We start from the raw sequence: 2538 nt of genomic DNA, 5'->3' as shown, positions 1-2538 counted from the left end.
AATAATACGAAAAACTATATCTACTTTACTAAATCGAGATCAGAAACTAGATCTTCCCCTGGAAAGAGCGTTCTTTCAAAGTCATCCATGAACCGAATGTCGAGAATCTTCGCGGTGATGTTGGGTGCATCAGTAGAGCGTCAAGCAGTCAGGCTGCGATAACAACCCGACCAATCAGGCGGAAAGTCTCGTTCTAGAGAGGCCAGCCGTCGTGACCCTGTGGTCAGCGGGCGGCATTATACATAGGTAGCTGGCAATCTGCCGATGGTTCATATGCAACGATTCTCGTCCATTGGTCTAAAGGTCGCAGGGCAGGGGGCGGCGTAGAGTCGTCGCGAATGCTTGAGTTTGGCGCTTTTCCCTTTGCTTTCAGGCTTGTAGGAATCGAGTTGTGCGAATGCCGGGAACTGAGGGTTTGCGTGTTGATTCAAGTGGGTTACGCTCGAACCAAGCCAGATGTTCAATCCAAACAATGGAGTTCAGCATGGGTTACAAGAAGATTCAGGTTCCAGCCGTCGGCGACAAAATCACCGTCAATGCAGACCATTCTCTCAATGTTCCTGATAACCCGATCATCCCCTTCATTGAAGGTGACGGCATTGGCGTCGACGTCAGCCCTGTGATGATCAAAGTGGTTGATGCTGCCGTGGCGAAAGCCTACGGGGGCAAGCGCAAGATTTCCTGGATGGAAGTCTACGCTGGCGAAAAAGCGACTCAGGTCTATGACCAGGACACCTGGCTGCCCCAGGAAACCCTGGACGCCGTCAAAGATTACGTCGTCTCCATCAAAGGCCCGCTGACCACTCCGGTCGGTGGCGGTATCCGCTCCTTGAACGTGGCCCTGCGCCAGCAGCTCGATCTCTATGTGTGCCTGCGCCCGGTAGTGTGGTTCGAAGGCGTACCGAGCCCGGTGAAAAAGCCTGGCGATGTCGACATGGTGATCTTTCGCGAGAACTCCGAAGACATCTATGCCGGTATCGAATGGAAGGCCGGCTCCCCTGAAGCCACCAAGGTCATCAAATTCCTCAAAGAAGAAATGGGCGTCACCAAGATCCGTTTCGACCAGGATTGCGGCATCGGCATCAAGCCTGTTTCCAAAGAAGGCACCAAGCGTCTGGTGCGCAAGGCCCTGCAATATGTCGTGGACAACGATCGCAAGTCGCTGACCATCGTGCACAAGGGCAACATCATGAAATTCACCGAAGGTGCCTTCAAGGACTGGGGTTACGAGGTGGCGAAGGAAGAATTCGGCGCCGAGCTGCTCGATGGCGGCCCGTGGATGAAGTTCAAGAACCCGAAAACCGGTCGTGAAGTCATCGTCAAGGATGCCATCGCCGACGCCATGCTCCAGCAGATCCTGCTGCGCCCGGCCGAATACGATGTGATCGCCACTCTGAACCTCAACGGTGACTACCTCTCCGACGCCCTGGCGGCGGAAGTGGGCGGTATCGGTATCGCCCCGGGTGCCAACCTGTCCGACACCGTCGCGATGTTCGAGGCCACCCACGGTACTGCGCCGAAATATGCCGGCAAGGACCAGGTCAACCCGGGTTCGGTGATTCTGTCGGCGGAGATGATGCTGCGTCACCTGGGCTGGATCGAGGCGGCAGACCTGATCATCAAAGGCACCAACGGCGCGATCAAGGCCAAGACTGTGACCTACGACTTCGAACGTCTGATGGAAGGCGCCACCCTGGTGTCTTCTTCGGGCTTCGGTGATGCGCTGATCAAGCACATGTAAGCATCGCAGGCATGCGAAAAACCGCCCGTCTCGATTGATCGAGGCGGGCGGTTTTTTATGGCTGAAGGTTTGAAGCGTCAGCTGGTAACTTTCTGGTCTTGGCGGGCGGTGTTGGTCACTTCTTTTTTTGTTTCTGCGACAGCAGCCGCATCCGCAGTAATCTTCACCGCGTGCAAGCCTTTCGGGCCCTGGACGATCTCGAAATTTACGACCTGTCCGGCCTTGAGGGTCTTATACCCTTCCATATCAATGGCAGAGTAGTGCGCAAAGAAATCGATCTCTTTGCCATCTTCATCTCGACCTTCGCGGGCCTCGGTATTGATGAAACCGAACCCCTTGGCATTGTTGAACCATTTCACCTTGCCGACAGCCATGCTCAAATCCCTCTGCAACAGACTCCATCGCTGGAGTATCATCCAAGTCATCCGCAATCTAATCCGTTAAAAGGATTGACTCCGCGGATCTTTTTTACCCACTGTGGGCTCTATTGGTTGTAACACCGTTTTCCCGATAGTCAAGGTGACCGGGCAGTCGGAGTTGAAAACGTGCGCAATCGCCCCCACCACTGTATTTGCACAACTGACGAACCTTTCTTTCCATGCATGCAATCAGCCAGATTCGACTAACATTCAAGCAGGATCGCCCGATTCTCCAAAAGGATCTTCCAGAGGAGCACGACGACGATTCGGCAGGCGGTGCTGTTCAGGACGCACCGCCTGCGTTCCAGGCGCCGCCGGGGTACCCGGGGGTGTGGTTCAATGCGGAGGTCACCCCGCTGGGTGTCGTCGTCGGCGTGG

The 2538-nt window shown here is 55.1% G+C and carries 2 protein-coding genes and 1 pseudogene; 2 read left to right on the top strand and 1 reads right to left on the bottom strand.

The window, feature by feature from the left end; all coding sequences use genetic code 11:
* The first annotated feature begins 484 nt into the window (after positions 1 to 484).
* Complete coding sequence (icd, locus tag ACIOWE_RS30045; protein WP_401398584.1) at positions 485 to 1741, top strand: NADP-dependent isocitrate dehydrogenase; 1257 nt, start codon at positions 485 to 487, stop codon at positions 1739 to 1741.
* A gap of 77 nt (positions 1742 to 1818) precedes the next feature.
* Here the strand turns inward: icd and ACIOWE_RS30040 are convergent, their stop codons facing one another.
* Complete coding sequence (locus tag ACIOWE_RS30040) at positions 1819 to 2115, bottom strand: cold shock domain-containing protein (RefSeq protein WP_401398583.1); 297 nt, start codon at positions 2113 to 2115, stop codon at positions 1819 to 1821.
* Positions 2116 to 2339: 224 nt separating this feature from the next.
* Between ACIOWE_RS30040 and ACIOWE_RS30035 the strand changes: the two are divergent.
* Positions 2340 to 2538: pseudogene (locus ACIOWE_RS30035) on the top strand (ATP-dependent Clp protease adaptor ClpS); the annotation flags it as partial.

The sequence above is a fragment of the Pseudomonas sp. NPDC087598 genome, assembly GCF_044743525.1.
In the GTDB taxonomy this organism is placed as follows: domain Bacteria; phylum Pseudomonadota; class Gammaproteobacteria; order Pseudomonadales; family Pseudomonadaceae; genus Aquipseudomonas.
The sequence above is the reverse complement of the archived record's forward strand: the minus strand, read 5'-3'. Positions and strand labels throughout refer to the sequence as shown.